The organism is Acaryochloris sp. CCMEE 5410, from assembly GCF_000238775.2.
GTDB lineage: Bacteria > Cyanobacteriota > Cyanobacteriia > Thermosynechococcales > Thermosynechococcaceae > Acaryochloris.
Window position 1 is genome coordinate 198,583 of sequence record NZ_AFEJ02000005.1, and the last position, 18,723, is coordinate 217,305.

The following is an 18,723-nucleotide window of genomic DNA, read 5'->3' on the forward strand; positions in this document are numbered from 1 at the left end:
AAACTTAAATGCAGTTAGAATTTAAATCCCCAACACTAATTGAACCTGCCGCGCTTCCTTCGTCCCCTCTGGCAATGGCTCTGGCTTCATGGACTTCGCAGGACAGTACTTCTGATACCCACAGTGGTTGCAGTGTTTACCAGCTTCCGGTTTCCACTCATCATCTGCTCTGAGCTTTACCGCGATATCCCCGATCAACTCTCGTACCTGCTGGTGATGGTCAGGCGTCACATCAAATGAAACTTTCTGACCTTGCCGTAGATAAATCAGACTCAGCGTTTCCAGTGCCTCTGGGTAGATCTGCTCCAGAATCAAAAAGTACAGTCCTAGCTGTAGATCTATTCCATCAGATGGGCCAATAGTCTTGCTCGTTTTGTAGTCAATCAGCTCCAGACCCTTATCGGTATAGTCTAAGCGGTCATAACGACCTGTGATGGAAAACTCAATATTGTTCACCTGGAAGCTGGCCTTGATCTTCCCCTCGACGCCAAGCGGCTTGCGGATCTGAGGAAGTGGGGCAACATATTTCTCGTAATAGATCTGCAATGCCATCCACCCCTCATGAACCTGGGTGGGTTTCAGCTCTCCAGTATGTGCCTGCCAGCAAACGGCGAACCAGTCGAGGGAAGGGAGGGGGTAATCGTAGTTCCAGTCTTTGTAGATATCTGCGAGGGTTTTGTGAAGGGCAATACCAAAGGCAGGCGATCCAAAAGCAGAGGGTGAAGAGAGTCCCCGCTCATATCTGAAGTTGTAGGCTTTGGGGCACTGCTGGTAGGTGATGAGTTTAGTGGCTGAGAGGGGATAAGCCATCTGGGGCACCTGGAAAGGCTAGCTTCATCATAGATCGAGCCTTATTCCGCCTCGACAATAACGTAATCAGAGTATCGATATTTTTGTCCCAGTCTTGGCCTGTAATGTATGACTGGGTGGTTGAAAATAAGTAAATCTCAATGAATTTAGTTGAAGATCATATTGATAATTTTCTCAACTGTGAATATGAAATGAAAACCTGACAACTTTACGACAGAATTGCTAGCATACGTAAAATATGAATTTCAGCGGATATAGTTTGACGTTGAATTGATATTAGGATGACTCTGCAGGGATTAGTTGTAACTCTATTGAGAATGACTCTTAACTCAGGTTTAACCCCAACATTGAGATTTGAGTGTAAAGGCTACATCAGAGGACTCACCCATGCCACCAACCCAGATTTTACCTACTTTATCCCCCAACAATGGGTCTCAGTTACTCGAAGAGGTCTATCAGGGACGCCAAACCTACGAATTTAAGCGGGGTATCACGATTCCGTTGCATTCCCAAGAACTTTGGGTGGTTTGCCGGGGAATCCTTCAACTACGGACTTTCGATAGTGAGGGGAATGAGGCGATCCTGGGATTGGCTTATCCAGAGATGCCCTTTGGTTTGCCCTTCACCCAGATTGACCCTTATGAAGTGATTGCGTTATCTGATGTAGTGCTGATGCGGATCACTCAGATAGAACTGGAGCGATCGTCTGTACTGGCACAAGGAATTCTGTCTCAACTCAATCGGCGTTTACAGCAGGCAGAAGACTTGCTAGCCTTGGTTCATCTCCATCCTGTGAGCGCTCGCTGTCGGGAGTTGCTGTTGTTGCTTAGCAAAGAAATAGGGGAACAGACCCCAGAAGGTATTCGAATTAGGGTTCGATTAACTCATCAACAAATTGCAGATCTGGCGGGGGTCACTCGTGTGACGGCCACTCGCGTTCTTGGTGAACTGCGAAAGGAAGGATGGCTATCTATCGACAGAACTCGTCATTTAGTTGTCCACAGCTCTAGGTTTTAGAATCCTCACCACCTGCACACTAATCATTAGCTCTGCCTAGTATCCTCCCTCCACCGATCAGAAACTCTAATCCCCCAATCCTTGTAGCACCAAGCTATCCACGCTACCCTAGTCACTAGGCAGTGGGACAGTCCCACCCAAAGTTTTTTCACCAAATCCACCTCACCACGACTCTCCATCGAGTCTGATTTTTGCTGAGGGTATATTCCCCAAGAGGCAAAGACCTCCCTTTGCATTTTCTCAATATCCACATGGCCGACTCGGTTGCACATGCCAGTCGTGCTTTATCCACTATTCATTAATTCAAAGGACACCGCTATGAAATTGATAACAAGCGTCAAAATCCAGCAAGCCGAGCACACCGAAGTCATCGACACCGCCGCTACCCAAGTGGGCCTGGCCGCAAACAAAGCCTTCCTGTTCGTCATCCGAAAGGAAATCCAAGGATGGAAAAACTTCACTGCCCTCTGCTCCTGGGGCCTGTCCAAAGTGAGCCAGAAGCATGGCCCCATCTTTGAGGAGGTCAAGGAACGAACTGTGGCGGTCTATCGCAAAGGGTGTCAGCAAGAGACGGTATTAGTCCAAGCGCTCATCAAACCCAGCTCACGGATCGGATTGATGCCCCACTGGAAGCTGCACGATAAAGCTATCGACTGGTTCAAGGTCCAGACCCAGGCATTCCTGGCCGACAGCCCGGTCGAGGATACTTCTGAGGTCGAGGCTGAGGATCTGGCTCCTGACATTTCGGAAGACCTGGAGGAGATTGCAAACGTGGCTGAGGTGGGGGAATCCATGACCATCTTGGATGAGTCCCCTGTCCTTGATCCGCCTGTTGATCCTGACCCACTGGATGATGAGTTGGCCGTTCCTCAAGACCCGACTCCTGTTGAGGCTAGTGGTAGTGGGAAGCGTCGGACTGGAACCAAGAGGGTGACCCTAGCTGATGTGATGAAGCAAGAAGCTGCCAAATCCTAGGCAGACCATAGACCTGGCCTCTGAGGGGACTTGGGGGCTGGGTGGTTTTGATAGGATGACAGTGGCTTAAGATTGGGTGGTGATTGAGCTAAATCGAACAAGCAAGCAGTGACCTTATGAGTATTTCAGCGTACTTTGTAAGGCTGTTAGATGATTCTGCGTGAGGTGAGTCCATGATCAGCATCCCATCCTTAACTCAGACTCAATTGGCACTTCTGAGAGCAGCCAAAAAGTATTCTGGGAAAACCGTGCGGCTTTGCTATGAAACCCCGATCACCAATCCCAGAAAGCCTCCGATAAAGCATCCTCCATTCATCCAGAAACTCGTTGATTTCGGCTTGATAGAAGTTGAATCAAGGCAAGTTCTCAGCGGCCCCTCGCTCCTTGAGAAAGATAGCTGGAATGAATACTGTGCAGATTTGGAGTTACCGTCAATTCGGGCTTGGGAATTATGGCGTGAGGAATTCATTGCCAAGCAAAAAGAGGCTCCCCATATCCTTATTCCTGGGGAGAGTTTTGAGGAATTTAGCGATGTCTGGATACAAGAAATCAATTTTCATGCAACTCAATCGCCTTAGTGGAACATTCATAAGTAGACCTCTTGCAATATTCGTTTCATGATGTGCTACTTACGCAAAAAATGTCGTGATCTGACTCGAATTTTAAGTCTTCTACCATATCGTTAGTTGAATTATGCAAGAGGTTTAGTAAAGGCAGGTAGCGGTGCAAATGCCTGGTTTTGTGAAGGTAACCTTGCCGATCTGGGGTACGCTACACTCTTACTCTTTCCGGGGTGCCTACCCTCGCATCATCTCAGGCTAATCCTCGATCCAACACCAGCCCCGGAACATGGCCTAGCGACAAGCGGTTTTCTATCCTTACCATCCACACCGACAGTCCCGCATAGCTATTTTCAAAAGCTTACAAGACTTTCTGCGAACCTAACCTTCAGCAAAAACTGGGCAACTCAAACCTGGCATTGCACCAGATTAGTCTGAATAAGTTGTTTTGCATCAGATCCGTCGGGCGCAAAGCCTTCTTCTTTTACGATGCGATTTCAAGGCTGATCTCGGACCGGGCATGAAATAAACTATCGAATAGTAATTGCTCAGGTGTGGGGTAGACGCCTCTGTTGGGTAGCCAACCGCTTAGTGATAAGAATTCTGTCCTGTATTTGAAGCAATGATGGTGTCCATCGAGCCTATTACTCCAGCATCAACAGTAACTTTTCGGGAAGTGAGGCTGTCTGCATTACGAGAGTCCCCCTCAGCTTTTGGGTCAACGTATGCTGAAGAATTGAAGCTGTCAGATGTTGAATGGCAGCAGCGCGCAGAACGATGCTCTGGTGACAATTCTGTTGGCTACCTAGCGATTGATAGTGGTCAGCCATGTGGCATTGTGGCCTGTTTCCTTCATCCAGAGGATTTGACATCAGCTCACTTAGCTTCAATGTGGGTTACCCCGAATTATCGTAGCAAAGGTGTGGGGCAACTTCTTGTTCGCACTGTTTTTAAGTGGATAGAAGCCCATCATGTCATAACATTGATCCTAACGGTGACTTCGAGCAACGATAGAGCTATTCGCTTTTATGAGCGCCTTGGGTTTGTGAAGACTGGAAATATCGAGCCATACCCAAATGACCCCGCGCTCTTTGAATACGAGATGGTCCGCTTCTTCAAGGATATCCAGGAGTGTTGAAATCGTTACTACCATCTCCCTTGAGCAGATAGCTCTGATAACAGTAGAACGAGGGATAGCTGTCTGGGATCGGGCCTTTACTATCGATGCATAGGATTTGCCCGCTAGGAACTCAGCCGCGAATAAGTCTGCAAGTTGGGCTTGCTGCGACATCGGGTTTAGTTAAGAGAACTACTTTTTGATGCGATGTGACGATTTAAACAGGTATGACGGGTAAGAGCAAGCGATTATAGAAATCTTGAAGAATGAGTGCTTTTACTCACACTCTGAAATAAGGGATTCAAGTTGATTAGTTAGTGATTCAACTTTTTTGCGAATCTTTTTGTCCTTTAATAATTTTGGACTTGTAGCTCTTTTTAATACAGCTCTAGCTCGATCGCGCAGAATAATTTCTTCGCTACTATTTGTCTTGCTTGAGACAGTAGTAATGAGACTCTGAAGTTGTTTAACAGTAAGCTCTTCTGCAACAACACGTTTTAGTAATTCTTCTCGAATGTCTTCGTCTTTAACTCTAGCTATGCGGATTGCTTTCGTATATGAGACTTTTCCTGATTCAAGAAATGTAACTACATCAGTAGGTAGATTGATGAGTTGCAGTTTGTTAGCAACGAAAGACTTCCAGTTTAGTCCCATCTCTTCAAAGACAGAAAGAATAAATCTTTTTTGCTCATCGTTGATAATAACGTTATTATCGCTACGACGGTTTTCTGCGTTAAAGAGTGAAGTCAAGATCTGAGCAACTTCGTCGTTACTCATTTGAAGGCCAGTTGATAGAAGTTGGATGATTCCACGAGTACGTTCAAAAGGATTAATGTCTGACCGTGCTTCATTCTCGATAATTGCTATTTTTAGTGCAATGAGATCATCAACTTCATCAACTTTTGCTGGCACCATCCGATGGCCTAACTCTTCAGCGGCAAGTCTACGTTGCGAACCTGCAATTAGCTCAAAATACTTACCTTTGCCAGGTATCGGTCTTAATAATAGCGGCTCTCTAATACCAACAGATTGAATCGTAGCCTTGATTTGTTCGATTTTCTCTCGATCGTAATAAAGCCTAAGCTGAAATTCAGGGAGAATAATTTTATCAAGCTTTATTTCCACAATTGGAGACTTACTCCAAGCAGGCTGGCCTTTGGAATTAAGAAGATCATCGTTAAGTACAAAGCTCTCTAAAGCAGCTTCAGTATCTTTTCCCTTCCTGAGAGTAAGCGAACGACGGCTAGCCATTAATGATCCTCGTGATTTCTTCAAAAAGTTCACAATACTCGTTTCGAGCCATTTCTATAGGAGTGAAGTTTTTGGTTTTCTTTTTTAACTTTCTCTTTCTGCGATTTTCTTCTAGGCGTTGTACTTCTCTAATCGCTGTAGTTCTCTGGCCTGGAGTATCCATTATGCATGTTCTTTGATGGATGACTGTATCAAGAGGGAACACATGCTTCCTGGTATTTTCATCTTTGTCTGCCGCTTCAAGAGCTTCCCGTAATAAGATGGTGCCTTCCTCAGCACGATTAAAGAATAGAACGGCTTTAGGTAAGCCCCCTCTAATGTCTTGTGCAACTTCGACCATTTCAATAGTTTCATCGTTGCTATCCAGATCTAGTTGTGAGGTTTGACATGGAATGACAACAATATCGCAACGGCTCAAAATTGCTCTGGATACATCTTCCATACTTCCAGGAGCATCTACGATGACATAATCAAATTGTTCTTTTACGTTTGGCAGCTCTCTCAGAAGCGTTCTTGCTTCACCCATGACTGTATATTCTATTTCTGGACTGATTGCTGAGAGCCATTTTGAACTGCTTCTTTGGGCATCTGCATCTATAAATCCTACAGAGCCAAATTGCTCAAACCAATCACGAGCATGTGTGGCTGTGGTGGTTTTGCCAACTCCACCTTTCTGGCTGAGAAAAGCAATAATTACGGGTTTAGTGGGGGGTATAAACTTCTTTTTCTTAGTGCTCAATTGCTTATCTCTTGTAGCTGTGATCATTAATATGCCTCTAAATGAGCCAAAAATATTCACAAAACCTGAAAGGATAATAACGTTATTATCAGATTTGTCAAGATGTGAGATGTATTATGAAAATGTCAGAGATGTTCAAGTATACGAGAGTTCTATCTCTCACTTCTCCGAAAGTTCCACGGCATAACTGGATCACTCTGGCTCTAAATATTGAGCTTTTTCTTTCAACAATGCCTTCACCGTGCGAACAGTATTAATCGCTGCTCCAGTCCGCTCACCTGCTTTGAATAAGGACAAAACTTCGTTCAATGTCTGCGAGTCCATTCCTATTCGATCATTTTTGTTGAGCAACTCGTTTAGTGTCAATTTAATATCCACCCTAAACCAGTTATATGTAGATAGTGAACTGGTTGTTCATATTTGCCTAGGATCTTATGATCAGTTTTGCTTCATGAGCCTTAGCAGTTCATCAGTGCTTACCTTGCCACTCATGTCGGCCCCTTCTAAGAGACTATCTGCCAAGTCTCGCTTTTGGTTGTGCAGTTCAACAATTTTTTCTTCAATCGTACCCTTTGCTACAAGTCGATAAATTGTAACGGGACGCTGTTGACCAATCCGATGAGCCCGATCTGAAGCTTGGTCTTCCACGGCAGGGTTCCACCAAGGATCCATATGAATGACATAGTCTGCAGCCGTAAGATTTAACCCAGTGCCTCCTGCTTTAAGGCTAATCAAGAAAATCTCACCCTCTCCGGCTTGGAAAGCATCCACTCGTTTATGTCGGTCTTTCGCTGGGGTACTGCCGTCTAGATATTGATATGGGACTTGTTGTTCATCTAAGAAACGGCGAATTATTTCGAGATGATCTACAAACTGGCTAAAGACTAGTGCCTTATGATTGTTATCGAGCAATTCATTGAGTACCTCTGCAAAGAGCTGCAACTTAGCACTAGGTAAATCCGTCTCTGGAAGGACCAAGCGAGGATTACAACAAGCCCTTCTCAAGCGCATCAATTCAGCAAGAACCTGGATATGTTTCGGACCATCAGCAGCGTCACTCTCGTTGAGTTTAGCCAATGCGTCCTGTCGTAAAGCCTCATAAAAGGCAAACTCTTCTGGGCTTAAATCGACTTGTAGAACAATTTCAGTTCGAGAGGGCAATTCCTCTAAGACTTGGCTTTTCGTTCGCCTAAGAATGAATGGCTGGATTAACTTCTTCAAGTAATTCCGAGCAGCTTTATCTTGGTACCGTTCAATCGGTATGGCAAAACGTTGATTAAAGCTATCTAAAGATCCCAACAATCCAGGATTGATGAAACGAAACAGGTTCCATAATTCACCCAAATGATTTTCAATCGGGGTGCCCGTCGTAATAATCTTCAATTCACCCTGGAGTTTCATAGCGGCTTGAGATCGTTTCGTTGAAAAATTCTTAATCGCTTGGGCCTCATCTAGAACAATTGTTTGCCACCTCACCTGAGCTAACATCTCAGCCACTTCCGCTTGCTGCAAGAGCCCGTAGCTACAAATAAGCATGTCAAAGGGCTTGAGATGCTCTAATAACTGTTGCCGATTACTATTGTCAAATTGCAGTGGTGTGAGAGTGGGAGCATATCTTTTGGCCTCCTTGTTCCAATTCATGCCAACAGAGGTGGGAGCCACAATCAGAGTTGGACCATGAGGGGCACGGGTAAGAATCACAGCGAGTGCCTGCAGAGTTTTTCCAAGACCCATGTCGTCTGCAAGACAAGCTCCAACTCCCCAATGGGAAAGTTTAGCCAACCAGCGAAATCCTTCAATTTGATAGTCTCGCAATTGGACTTGCAATGTTGAAGGAATCTCAGGTTCAAAATTTTTTAACTGTTGTAGCCTTTGTTTTTGGTCACGCCAGTGTTTATCCGCTTGCAGGTCTCCTACATCTTCAACCAGATCCTCTAGGGCTACTGAGGCTAGAGGGTGAAACCTTAAACCCTTCCCATGCACTTCAGACAAAGCCTGCAATTCCGCCAGCCGTTTGCGAAAAGACTGGGTTAGGGCCAGAAACTGACCTTCTCCCAGTTTGATAAACCGCCCAGAGGTCTCATCGAGCAAAGCCAATAGCTTTTGCAGGTCTAGGACAAGACTGTTATCAACATTCACCTCACCTTGGATCGCAAACCAATCCTTTTGTTGCTGGATCTTCAATCTAAAATGCTCTAAGTCTGCTCGATGTGATATCCGAAATTTTTCACCTTCGGGCCATTCCACGATGATTTGGTCAGAGATGGATTGTAGATCGTAGAGGAGTTCTAAACAGTCTTCTGGCTCCGTGATAAGCCACTCCCCATGTTCATCTCCATATTGGTTCAGGGTGGGGCATGAATTGATGGTCTTCTGTGCCAACTGATCCTCTTTCTCTAAATCACGATTGGTTTGCAACCGCCTACCTTCAATTTCAGCAATCACCGTGCTGCCCCCAGATCCAGGTGGGAAATAAGAACCACAGTTCCCAAAAGGCCGAACCCTAATCATGGCTTTGAGTCCATCTCCTGCAGGTAGAAGATGAATATGGGGGATCGAATGGGCAGCCACTAGCTCAGTGTTTTCAGTACCACCACCGATATCCGATTGAACTGTAACAAGTCCAGATATTGAGCTGATAGCTGAAAGAACTTGCTCTTTAGCCGTCTTGGGTACATTGAGGCAATTGTACGTCCCCAGGATCTTGGCAATGCGACGGTGACTTTCATTGATTTCAATCACTTTCAGGCGGGTGGGGGTTTCCTGTATGACTAGAATGTCTTTCGCTCTGGGTATTTGAGGATGTAGTTCTAAAGTGAGCTTTCCCTGATCTCGTTCTTTGACCAATAGTTCCGGTTCACCTTTAAGGATATCGATGCGGGTGGAGGGTAGACCCGCCCAAAAAACTGCGGGGTGACCCACCAAATGAGTTATGGCTTGTTCCTTGAATTGATATTCCGTTTTATGGTAGCCAAAATAGTAACTCACTTCGTCTTCAATCTCAGCACAAGTTTTCAAGTCTTGGGTTGTGAGATAGCCCAGGGTTTTAGGTTGATTGAACAGACGGCTCAGGGCAATCTTGCGCCCCTTGCTCCATCCTCCCTTGGCATTTCGTTTCTGTTCTTTGGGTTCGAGTGTGACATTCCCCGATTCGATAGACACAAACCAAGCCAGCCGAGAAATGGCTCCTGTTTTGTCAGTTAACAGGAATTCGGAATTTAACTGTTCTAAGGCTTTTAAACTGAGCTGCCAATCCTCCTGGGCAGTGATTAAGCTAGCTAGTGGAAACTGAGGTAACGGTAGGTCAGGCAACTTTGGTTTAGAAGCAGGTTGTTCAGAAGTCAGTTGTTCGATTAAAGCTTTTGTTTCAGAAGCCAGCCAACCATATCCAGAGCTATTTGCTTGATGACAATATGGATCAAGGACTTTGACTAGGGTTGTTTTTACTGGGCTTGGATCAACCCAATGGACACATAACGCACTGATCAGGGTTTGTAAGCTTTGACCAGATTGGTAGGGCAGCACAGAGGTATTGATTACTGAGTTTTGGTAGGATAAGTCACCTTGTTGAACCAATAGGACTTTTTTGAGCAGGGAATAAATCTCAGAGAGCCAATGGTCTTCGGATTCATGAATCAAGTTGATATAGCTCATCGCTGAACTAAGTGATGCCCTGGATCCTTCATGGAGGAGTGTTAATACATAGAAAATGCCGCTGATGGACTCAAAATAAACTTTGCGTTTGCTAGTGAGTTTCCTTAGTGCTTTTAATGCCTCCTCATAAGCAGCCATCGCGGCATCAAAATTACCCTCCAAACAGGCCAACCATCCTTGGATAGCCAGTGCATCATGTTTATAGTCTGCTGGGATATCAACGAGACAGGCTTTAGCTTCTTCAAGCCGTCCTCTTAATATCAGTTGTTCGGCTAGGACAATACTGAGATAGTTTCCACCCACGTCCTCACAAATTTCAATGAGAACCTCTAACTTGTCTTCAGCAGGGAACAGCAGGAGGGAATCGGTGAGTAACCCATTAACCAGAAATAGATCAGCTAGTTCCATGGGAATGGTCCAAAACCAGTACTGATCAAAGGGATTATTACAAACGAGGTCAAGAACCTCATCTAACGCAATCTTGTCACTCCTGTAGCCGTAGGCATAGTAATCTTGGCAATACTCAGCAATGGCTTCAAAATCTTTCTGATAAAAGCCCATGCGAAAAGCACGGATAAATTCCTGGTAATCATTAAAGCCCCGTCCTTTACCATTCCATCCTGGCTTAAATGGAATAATGGATTCTACCGCTTCAACCATTGCCTTGAACTTACCTTTGGTCACGGCATCTCTGGTGGCAATCTCAATGATTAAGGGGTGAACTCGGAGCTTATTATTCTCCATCAATAGAACTTCTAAGTTGAGGAGATTTTCCATGTAAGGCCGGATGGTTGAGCTGGTCAGCTTTTTTTGCTTTGGGCTAAGGGTTCCTATCTTTGCCAAGCAAGATAACAAAGCCGTGCGGCTTGTGGCTGTGAAAATAACTGAAACAGCTTGAATAATTTCTCGTTCTAGATCAGAAAGCTGTTCATACTTTTTGACTAGGCTGGCTCTAACGGCGGATAGATCTTCCTGGATCAAGGGGGGATTCGTGGATAAGGTCACGTCGGCAAAGGAGTGGCTAGTATCTTAACCAGTTTAGACTGGGTCTCCATTACTCATTGATCTGGAACAACTTATTTAAGTTGTCTTCACCGAATCCATTGACTCCCTCCCTGGCATCAAGGTGAGAGGATAGAGAAATTTGGCTTAGTGTTCGTCAACGGCTGTTTCCATACCCATAGAAACATGCACCGAAAAATATTCACCAAATCAGTCAGTAGCTACAGCACTGGTTCCCTCAAACCAATGCAGGAGTAAGGAAACATGGCAAAATTTACATGTGGTATTAGGCTTACAAGCTAATATTTCAGGTTATTTTAGATAAAAACCCGAAATCACTAGACTGATACTCATGCACTTCGGTTATGAGATACTGCATGGATAGTGAGGAGTTTTAATATCAGTAGGTTCTGATTGTGCAACTTAGCTGGTAGAGATTTTAACCCAACCAGTTGAATTGATTAAGAAGGAAAGACAAATCCAACTGTCGTCTCAGTAAACCTTGGGAATCTCAAGGAGCAGCAGAATATGGCAGAGCGAAAAATGTCCGGCAGTCAAAGCTTCAAAACCTCAGAGAGAGTAACTGAGCTAAATACCTCCTCAACCCAAATTCCGAAAATGGGCGGTGGGATGCCCCTCGTCAGGTATTGGGTTGATAAGATGGCATCCCCCAAGGGTGTTCAAATTTGGAAAAAACTGATGCACAAGAGTGCATGTCTATCTTGTGCCTGGGGCACAGGTGGGCAAAAAGGCGCTTTCATGAACGAGCTTGAGGAGCCCTTACAACGATGTGTGAAAAGCTTGGAGGCCATCGCCTCGGAACTCCAACCGGGGGTGAAACCCCACTTCTTTGAAGAATACCCTCTATACCATCTGCAGACACTCACCTCAATGGAGTGTGACCGCTTGGGTCGGCTGAGTTTTCCAGTGATTTATCGAGCCGGAAAGTCACACTTTGAACCTATCTCATGGGATGAGATTTATCAGATCGCTGAGACAGCCTTTAGACAACCACCGCATCGGGTTGCGTCCTATAGCTCTGGTCGCTCCTCTAATGAAGCTGCCTATCTGTTGCAATTAATGATCCGAGCATTAGGGTCAAATAACCTCGCGGACTGCTCTGACTTATGCCATGCCCCTTCATCCGTCAGCCTAAGCACTGTCTTTGGGACAGGTACCTCCCTGGTGAGTTTGGAGAGTTTGCAGCAAGCTGATGGCATTGTTTTAGTGGGGTCTAATGCTCCTGCAAACCATCCCCGGTTAATGAATGAGTTGATCAAGCTAAATGAGCGCGGGGGGACCGTGATTGTAATCAATCCCCTACGAGAAGTGGGTTTAATGAAATTTGGCTCTCCCGCCTTTCCGCTATCATCTCTCGTCCAAGGGTCAAAGATTTCCTCCTTATTCCTACAGCCCATTCCTGGTAGTGATTTAGCGCTATTCATGGGCATTCAGAAAGTACTTCTAGAGCGAGAATGGATTCAATTCGACTTTCTCCAGTCTCATACAGATAATTGGCAAGAAGTTGTTGAGCGAGTCAAGGCAACGGATTGGGCTACCCTGACCAACATCTGTGGCATTTCCAAAGAAGAAATGGAAACAGCTACTGAGATGATCCATCAGTGTGATCGCGTCGTCTTTGCCTGGGCTATGGGCGTCACCCAACATACCAACAGTGTTGATACCATTTTCAGTATTGCCAACACCGCTTTGATGACGGGGAATGTGGGCAAGTTAGGGGCTGGATTGATGCCCATTCGTGGTCATTCCAATGTCCAGGGGTTTGGGTCGATGGGTGTGACCGTTCGTTTGAAAACGGAAATTCGGGAAGCCTTAGAGAAACTATTGGAGCGTTCTCTCAAACGAGAACCCGGCTATGATGCCCGCGCTCTGATTGAAGCTGCAGCAGTAGGCCAAGTGGATACCCTGCTGTGTTTAGGTGGAAATCTATATGCCGCGAACCCTGATTTAGTTCAAGCCAAACGGGCCTTGAGCCAAATTGATACCATTATCTATTTGGCCACTAAGCCCAATCTGGGTCATTTTCACGGTCTTGCCGCCAAGAATACCCTAATTATTCCGGTCTATGCCCGATTTGAGAATCCTCACAAAACCACCACCGAATCAGGAAATAACTTCGTCAGACTCAACGATGAAGGTAGGACACATCTAAAGAATGCTGACCTCACTTCAGAAGTCGAATTTTTAACAGAGCTGGCTCATCGGTTGCATGGCAGCTCTCCCGTGGATTGGCGAAGGCTACAAGAGACCCGCTATGTTCGGCAACTGATCGCCCAAACCATTCCCGGATACGAAAAAATAGGTGAGATTGATCAGACCCAAGAAGAATTCACCATTTCAGGACGTATTTTCCTAGAACCCAAATTTCCCACTCGAACTGGCAAGGCTCAAATGCAGGTAACGCCTTTACCAACCTTGTCACTACCAACCAGGCAAGAGTTTGGAATAGCACATAACACACCATCGATTGTTGTGGCCTTGATGACTGGACGTAGCTATTCTCAACACAATACGGTGGTCTACAAAGAGGGTGATCGATACAGAGGCGTCCCGCATCGTTACTGTATTTTAATGAATCTCTTAGATGTGCAGCAACGGGGTTGGGTAGAACATCAACGAGTTAACGTGCGCGGAGATGCGGGCCAGCTAAACAATATTGAAATTATCATCGGTGATGTTCGGGAAGGGGCAGCATTGATGTTTTATCCTGAAGCCAACCTCCTTATGAAAGCAAGTATTGAGCCACGCTCGGGTACGCCTGCTTATAAAAGAGTACCAGTTGTAGTTTTTTCTGAAATGAGTTCCGGTTATTCCGATGATCCCCTAGCATCACAGGAGCACTCTGATGGATCTTCTGATTGATATCTAGACGTATGAAAAAAATTACAGAATTTCTTGAACCCCTCCAGCAAGTGCTGGCTAATCCCGTAATCGCCAGTATCTTGGAGGTCGTTCTAGGTGTCATTGTCATTGCAATAGTTTTCCGCATCGCCAGTGCTTCATTACCGCGTTATGTTCGAGACTCAGATCGGCGCTATCGGATTCGTAAATCATTCAATTTCATCAGCTATATTTTGATGTTATTGTTTGCCGCGAGTGTGCTGAGTGATAGCCTAGGCCAACTCACGGTAATCTTAGGGGTCACGGGTGCGGGGATTGCCTTTGCTCTCCAAGAAGTAATTGCGAGTCTTGTGGGTTGGGCAGCGATTTCATTGGGCCAATTCTATAAGCCAGGGGACCGGGTTCAGCTTGGCGGTATCGTCGGTGACGTGATTGACATCAGCATTCTACGAACGACGCTAATGGAATGCGGAGTCTGGTTCTCCTTCAGGGATACGTTCTTCTTCCTTTAACCGCTCAACAGCAGGGGGATACGCTGGATTTTTATCCACATTGATCACCCGAGGTTCATGGGTATGAACCGCATTGAGTGCTTTGGCCAGAAAGCGCTTTGCAGCCTTTGCATCCCGCTTTGCTGTGAGTAAAAAGTCGAGCGTGTAGCCATCAGAATCAACCGCTCAATTAAGGTATCGCCACTTTTTGCGGATTTTGATGTAAAATTCATCGACTCTCCAGGAGCCATTGGTAGGCTTGAGATGTCTGCGACAGCACTTGTCCAGCTCAGGGGAATATTTGAGAACCCACCGATTGATGCTGCTGTGATCAACCTCTAATCCTCGCTCAAACATCATCTCTTCTAAATCTCGATAGCTGAGGGGAAAACGGCAATACAAGCGGACATTAAGCAGGATGATCTCAGATTGGGATTGGTATTGACGCTATTTAAATTGGTCAGCAGTTTTCATCGATAGGAGAGAAAAGAAGTACAGCCTACTAGATTACGATTGGTTCTCAGCTCAGACTCTATTTTTGCGACACAACTGCTTGATGAGTGTCTTAATGCGCTTTCGTAGTGCTATATCGCAATATCCTTTGTTTTCGAATAAAGAAGTGAGGTGTTCTCACCAAACTTCCAAAAAGTGAAAAAGAAAAAGTGAATAGGTCAATCATTAAACACTTTTCTTGAGAACTTAGTTTTACTTGAAACGTAAATTAACTATCCTGCTTAAGCCTCCGGTTTAACCGGAGGACTCGTAAGGTTTAACCTTTACCGCGGTCATAGCCTCATCCAAAAATTTGGGTGTTGCAAACCCAACAAGCTTTAGCCTTACAGTACGACTTCAGTGTGACAGCAGCGTGTTATGGAGATGTGCTGCCGTCAATATCAAAAGTGAGAGTTTATGACCAGTGATTAAAATCCCCTTTAAGGGGTTCTTCCAACCCTCCGGTTTTACCGGAGGTGTTTGACTATCCACTTTTTCAAGTAAAGAATATTTTTCTGAATAATCATTTACTTATACCTCCTCATAAAGTTCTCACAATATTTCCACACTATTAAGTAGCAAGTCAAAGAAGTTCGAGCATGAAGGCTCTTCACAGATTCCCTCAAGCTTAGAGGACTAATAAAACATACAAAACTGTATTCGCTAAATATCTGCTATCTCTATACATCAGATAAAGGAGCAAGGATTATGAAGCACTTTCGTAAACAGTTGTTAGTTTTTGGTCTAGTGATACTGACATGTATGGGAATGACATTTAGTTTTCAAGTACCTGTTTACGCAGGAGAAATATTAGAACAGCCGATTAATTCTGTTCAAGTCTCAGACCCACAGTCAATACCAAGCAAAGAATCCTGTATACCCATTGGTGAAAAAATTGATTTAAACAACGCAAACGCATTAGCCTTTAAGGATTGCCCAGGCTATTATCCAACGCTTGCTAAAAAGATAATTAACAATGGACCCTTTGAGACTGTTGACGAAGTCCTCAATATCCGAGGTTTAAATTTAAAGCAGAAACAACTCCTTGAAGATAAGCTGGACTTTTTTACCGTATCTGAACCTAAAACTGATCTCGCTACTCGAATGCCACCTCGTCCTATGATGCGTTAGCTGACTTGTAAGCAGGGTAGTTAAGAACAAGGACATGAAGGCGTAAAAACTGACGTCATTGAATTGTTCTAGCTAAATATCTTAAACATTCTGAGAACTACCCATTTCGATTTCTGACGATAACAATCACAACTCAATCTTTTCCTATGAACTATGCACTATCTCCCCCAGATAAATGGTTCACGACCACCCCCCAACCACTTTTTGACTCCTGGTGGAAAACTCTTAAAGCTTTACGTCCTCTGAATAACGCTCTTGGGATAGATCTGGGAACTTCCAATACTTTGATTTATAGCCACATCGAAGGGGTTGTACTCAATGAAGCCTCAATTATTGCCATCAATCAATTGACTCAAACTCCAGTTTCTGTGGGCAATACTGCTAGACAGTTGTTAGGACGTACTAGCACACCAGTAGCAGTATTACGTCCCGTCAGAAATGGGGTTATAGCAGACCTCAAACTGACCCAGATCATGTTGCAATCCTTCATTCGCAAAGCTCAACAGGGAACCCGAATCTTTCGCCCTCGCCTCGTCCTTGGCTGTTCTTGTGGTGCAACAAGTGTAGAGCGCGAAGCTTTGACTGAAGCAGCTTTGGAAGCAGGCGCAAGAGACGTTGTTCTGATTGATGAACCCATTGCTGCAGCTTTGGGGATAGGACTGCCAATTACGAAACCAAAAGGTAACCTCATCATTGATATTGGTGGTGGTACTACAGAGATGGCGGTTATATGCTCTTCTCATGTCATTGATAGTCAAGTCATTTCCATAGCAGGAGATAGTTTTAATCAAGCCATCGTTGACTATCTCAGACAAACCTTCCAGGTCCATATTGGGGAATTGACAGCCGAAAGTCTCAAAATTCAATTTGGTTCTGCTTCGGACTCGGCCTGTAATGATACGCCAATGGAAATTTTAGGGGTTAATGTGGGGTCGGGATTACCCCAACGACTAGAAATCAATAGTGGTGAATTGCGGGATGCCATATCCATTCCGTTGCATAAGATATCGGTAGCTCTACTCAACTTTCTGGAAAGGACCCATCCTGAGTTAGTTAGCGATATTGCTGAGCGAGGAATCATGGTAACGGGAGGTGGGGCTTTACTCTCCGGCATTGATACGTTTTTTCAAGATTTGACCCATCTACCTGTTCATATCTCCCCCAATCCATTAAACAGCGTTGTTTTGGGAACAGGCAAGATTCTTGAATATGAGCATCAATCCAGCTACAGCTTCGCTTAAGCAGATTGAATCAAGCTATTTGATAGGGGTTATATCCCAATACAGTTGAACTATTTGAATTAAGGACTGATTGCTAACTCAGGTCATCTTCAGTCTTATCAATCGTCCACAACATGCACAGCTTTATGGAGTGCTCTTTATACCAATGGGTGATGGGATTTCTTCATACTATCCTCAAACTCAATGCTTAGTTTATGGAGCGGTTTATCCTGCATCGATATCGCTGGTAACCGTTAGATCGTTCCACCTTGCAGGAGGCTAACAGATGGATTTAAGTACGACGTATTTAGGGATGAGACTCCGTTCTCCCCTTGTGGTTGGGGCCTGTGCGCCATTATCAGAAAAGATTGATCATCTACGTCATATGGAAGATGCAGGCGCTGCCGCTATCGTTTTGCACTCACTGTTTGAAGAACAATTACGTCAAGATCGGCTTGGGTTTCATCATCATCTCACCCACGGCACCGAAAGTTTTGCAGAAGCCCTCTCCTATTGTCCAGAACCTGACGTCTTTCATGTGGGGCCAGAGCAGTATCTTGAGCATATCCATCAAGCCAAAACCATCGTTGATACTCCCATCATTGCTAGTCTGAATGGGGCTACGATTGGGGGATGGACAGACTACGCTAAAAAAATAGAGGAAGCTGGTGCCGATGCCCTGGAATTAAATATTTACACCGTCCCCACTGAGATGGCGATTGCAGGGGCAGAAATCGAGCAAAGCTATATTGATATCGTTCATACCGTTACTTCCACAGTTAATATTCCAGTAGCTATTAAGCTCAGCCCTTTCTTTAGCAATCTAGCTTATATGGCAAAACGGTTAACGGATGCAGGGGTGAATGGCCTTGTCCTTTTTAATCGTTTTTATCAGCCAGATATCGATATAGAAACCCTAGAAGTCAGGCCCAATCTACTGCTCAGTACACCACAGGATATAAGATTACCGCTACGTTGGATCGCCATTCTCTACGGAACGCTGCCTGTGGACTTTGCAGCTACGAGCTGTATTCATACAGCAGCGGATGTCTTGAAAATGATGATGGTTGGAGCCAACGCCACGATGCTGGTGAGCGTCTTAATCCGGCACGGCATCGATCATCTTCGCACGCTTGAGCATGCCCTATGCCAGTGGCTAGAGGAGCATGAGTATGAGTCGATTCAGCAACTTCAGGGGAGTATGAGCCAGGTTAATTGTCCAGACCCTAGCGCATTTGAACGTGTTCAATATATAGAAGCTTTGCAAACTTATCATCCCTTAGGATTGATGCCGATGAGGGTCTAAAGCTTTCAAAGAAACACTCAAGCTAAACGATCTAAATCTTGATTGAGACGGTCAACTGACCCTTCAAAATTCATCCCTTTCTGATCAGTCTGTTCT

General features: G+C 45.0%; 14 protein-coding genes and 1 pseudogene. 9 read left to right on the plus strand and 6 right to left on the minus strand.

Annotated elements, in window-relative coordinates; translation table 11 throughout:
• Positions 1-21: 21 nt before the first annotated feature.
• Entirely contained in the window at positions 22-810 is a 789-nt protein-coding gene (locus tag ON05_RS34185; RefSeq protein ID WP_010481884.1) for a PD-(D/E)XK nuclease family protein, read from the minus strand.
• Positions 811-1,197: 387 nt separating this feature from the next.
• Here ON05_RS34185 and ON05_RS34190 point away from each other — a divergent pair, with 387 nt between their 5' ends.
• The 4 genes from ON05_RS34190 (at position 1,198) to ON05_RS34205 (ending at position 4,500) form a co-directional block, all read left to right on the plus strand.
• A complete protein-coding gene (locus ON05_RS34190; protein ID WP_010474366.1) occupies positions 1,198-1,827 on the plus strand; it encodes a Crp/Fnr family transcriptional regulator in 630 nt (209 codons plus the stop codon).
• Between the two features lie 318 nt (positions 1,828-2,145).
• Positions 2,146-2,802 carry a hypothetical protein gene (locus ON05_RS34195; protein ID WP_262562610.1) on the plus strand — a complete coding sequence of 219 codons (657 nt, stop codon included), beginning with the start codon at positions 2,146-2,148 and terminating at the stop codon, positions 2,800-2,802.
• A 173-nt stretch (positions 2,803-2,975) separates the two neighbouring features.
• Positions 2,976-3,380, plus strand: coding sequence for a hypothetical protein (locus ON05_RS34200; protein ID WP_010478890.1), 405 nt, complete (start codon positions 2,976-2,978; stop codon positions 3,378-3,380).
• A gap of 604 nt (positions 3,381-3,984) precedes the next feature.
• Positions 3,985-4,500: an N-acetyltransferase gene (locus ON05_RS34205; RefSeq protein WP_085945243.1), complete on the plus strand. Its 516-nt coding sequence runs from the start codon at positions 3,985-3,987 to the stop codon at positions 4,498-4,500.
• Positions 4,501-4,755: 255 nt separating this feature from the next.
• Here ON05_RS34205 and ON05_RS34210 read toward each other — a convergent pair whose 3' ends face one another.
• The 4 genes from ON05_RS34210 to ON05_RS34225 all read right to left on the minus strand — a co-directional run bounded on the left by ON05_RS34210 (position 4,756) and on the right by ON05_RS34225 (position 11,128).
• The gene (locus tag ON05_RS34210; RefSeq protein ID WP_010478893.1) at positions 4,756-5,730 is read right to left on the minus strand and encodes a ParB/RepB/Spo0J family partition protein; all 975 of its coding nucleotides are present in this window, start codon (positions 5,728-5,730) and stop codon (positions 4,756-4,758) included.
• Positions 5,723-6,496: a ParA family protein gene (locus tag ON05_RS34215; RefSeq protein ID WP_010478895.1), complete on the minus strand. Its 774-nt coding sequence runs from the start codon at positions 6,494-6,496 to the stop codon at positions 5,723-5,725. Before ON05_RS34215 ends, ON05_RS34210 begins: the two co-directional genes overlap by 8 nt.
• A gap of 165 nt (positions 6,497-6,661) precedes the next feature.
• Positions 6,662-6,793 (minus strand): hypothetical protein, encoded by a 132-nt coding sequence (locus ON05_RS34220; RefSeq protein ID WP_262562611.1) that lies wholly within the window; start codon positions 6,791-6,793, stop codon positions 6,662-6,664.
• 114 nt (positions 6,794-6,907) lie between these two features.
• Positions 6,908-11,128 (minus strand): DEAD/DEAH box helicase, encoded by a 4,221-nt coding sequence (locus ON05_RS34225; RefSeq protein ID WP_010478897.1) that lies wholly within the window; start codon positions 11,126-11,128, stop codon positions 6,908-6,910.
• Between the two features lie 615 nt (positions 11,129-11,743).
• Here ON05_RS34225 and ON05_RS34230 point away from each other — a divergent pair.
• On the plus strand, positions 11,744-14,008 hold the full coding sequence (locus ON05_RS34230; RefSeq protein WP_139026072.1) for an FdhF/YdeP family oxidoreductase: 2,265 nt from the start codon (positions 11,744-11,746) through the stop codon (positions 14,006-14,008).
• Positions 14,009-14,019: 11 nt separating this feature from the next.
• Positions 14,020-14,499 carry a mechanosensitive ion channel domain-containing protein gene (locus tag ON05_RS34235; RefSeq protein WP_010478900.1) on the plus strand — a complete coding sequence of 160 codons (480 nt, stop codon included), beginning with the start codon at positions 14,020-14,022 and terminating at the stop codon, positions 14,497-14,499.
• Here the strand turns inward: ON05_RS34235 and ON05_RS34240 are convergent.
• Positions 14,467-14,901: pseudogene (locus tag ON05_RS34240) on the minus strand (IS6 family transposase); the annotation flags it as partial. The gene ON05_RS34235 and the pseudogene ON05_RS34240 sit on opposite strands and share 33 nt — an antisense overlap.
• A 777-nt stretch (positions 14,902-15,678) precedes the next feature.
• Here ON05_RS34240 and psbU point away from each other — a divergent pair.
• From psbU to ON05_RS34255, 3 genes are all read left to right on the plus strand, one after another.
• A complete protein-coding gene (psbU, locus tag ON05_RS34245) occupies positions 15,679-16,101 on the plus strand; it encodes a photosystem II complex extrinsic protein PsbU (RefSeq protein WP_010478903.1) in 423 nt (140 codons plus the stop codon).
• A gap of 146 nt (positions 16,102-16,247) precedes the next feature.
• A complete protein-coding gene (locus ON05_RS34250; RefSeq protein ID WP_010478904.1) occupies positions 16,248-17,342 on the plus strand; it encodes a rod shape-determining protein in 1,095 nt (364 codons plus the stop codon).
• A gap of 265 nt (positions 17,343-17,607) precedes the next feature.
• Positions 17,608-18,627, plus strand: coding sequence for a dihydroorotate dehydrogenase-like protein (locus ON05_RS34255; RefSeq protein WP_010478906.1), 1,020 nt, complete (start codon positions 17,608-17,610; stop codon positions 18,625-18,627).
• The last annotated feature ends 96 nt before the right edge of the window (positions 18,628-18,723 follow it).